This is a genomic window from Kitasatospora sp. NPDC001547 (genome assembly GCF_042894165.1).
GTDB lineage: Bacteria > Actinomycetota > Actinomycetes > Streptomycetales > Streptomycetaceae > Kitasatospora.
On sequence record NZ_JBIAVL010000057.1, the window covers coordinates 1 to 1,712 of the forward strand.

The following is a 1,712-nucleotide window of genomic DNA, read 5'->3' on the forward strand; positions in this document are numbered from 1 at the left end:
GTGGGCCGTGACTGCGTGCCTTTTGAAGAATGAGCCTGCGAGTTTGCGGTGTGTAGCGAGGTTAACCCGTGTGGGGTAGCCGTAGCGAAAGCGAGTCCGAATAGGGCGGTTGAGTTGCATGCCCAAGACCCGAAGCGGAGTGATCTAGCCATGGGCAGGTTGAAGCGCGGGTAAGACCGTGTGGAGGACCGAACCCACCAGGGTTGAAAACCTGGGGGATGACCTGTGGTTAGGGGTGAAAGGCCAATCAAACTCCGTGATAGCTGGTTCTCCCCGAAATGCATTTAGGTGCAGCGTCACGTGTTTCTTGCCGGAGGTAGAGCACTGGATAGGCGATGGGCCTTACCGGGTTACTGACCTTAGCCAAACTCCGAATGCCGGTAAGTGAGAGCGTGGCAGTGAGACTGTGGGGGATAAGCTCCATGGTCGAGAGGGAAACAGCCCAGAACACCGACTAAGGTCCCTAAGCGTGTGCTAAGTGGGAAAGGATGTGGAGTCGCAGAGACAACCAGGAGGTTGGCTTAGAAGCAGCCACCCTTGAAAGAGTGCGTAATAGCTCACTGGTCAAGTGATTCCGCGCCGACAATGTAGCGGGGCTCAAGCACATCACCGAAGTCGTGTCATTGCAGCAATAGGGCCAACGCCTGCTGTGATGGGTAGGGGAGCGTCGTGTGCCGGGTGAAGCGGCGGTGGAAACCAGTCGTGGACGGTATACGAGTGAGAATGCAGGCATGAGTAGCGATACAAGAGTGGGAAACTCTTGCGCCGATTGACCAAGGGTTCCTGGGTCAAGCTGATCTGCCCAGGGTAAGTCGGGACCTAAGGCGAGGCCGACAGGCGTAGTCGATGGACAACGGGTTGATATTCCCGTACCCGCTTTGAAGCGCCAACGCTGAACCTCTTGATGCTAAGCCCGTGAAGCCGGCCTGGAGTCTTCGGACGAAGGGACGTGGTGGAGCCGGTGACCCAACGGGGTAGTAGGTGAGCGATGGGGTGACGCAGGAAGGTAGTCCAGCCCGGGCGGTGGTTGTCCCGGGGTAAGGGTGTAGGCCGTGAGGTAGGCAAATCCGCCTCACATGAAGGCTGAGACCTGATGCCGAGCCGATTGTGGTGAAGTGGATGATCCTATGCTGTCGAGAAAAGCCTCTAGCGAGTTTCATGGCGGCCCGTACCCCAAACCGACTCAGGTGGTCAGGTAGAGAATACCGAGGCGTTCGGGTGAACTATGGTTAAGGAACTCGGCAAAATGCCCCCGTAACTTCGGGAGAAGGGGGGCCATTCCTGGTGATGGGTCTTGCACCTTGAGCTGGGGGTGGCCGCAGAGACCAGCGAGAAGCGACTGTTTACTAAAAACACAGGTCCGTGCGAAGCCGTAAGGCGATGTATACGGACTGACGCCTGCCCGGTGCTGGAACGTTAAGGGGACCGGTTAGCTTGGTTTCGGCCAGGCGAAGCTGAGAACTTAAGCGCCAGTAAACGGCGGTGGTAACTATAACCATCCTAAGGTAGCGAAATTCCTTGTCGGGTAAGTTCCGACCTGCACGAATGGCGTAACGACTTCTCGACTGTCTCAACCATAGGCCCGGTGAAATTGCATTACGAGTAAAGATGCTCGTTTCGCGCAGCAGGACGGAAAGACCCCGGGACCTTTACTATAGCTTGATATTGGTGTTCGGTTCGGCTTGTGTAGGATAGGTGGGAGACTGTGAAGC

The 1,712-nt window shown here is 56.6% G+C and carries 1 rRNA gene; it reads left to right on the forward strand.

The window, feature by feature from the left end:
* Positions 1 to 1,712, forward strand: a 23S ribosomal RNA gene (locus ACFY0X_RS36835); the annotation flags it as partial.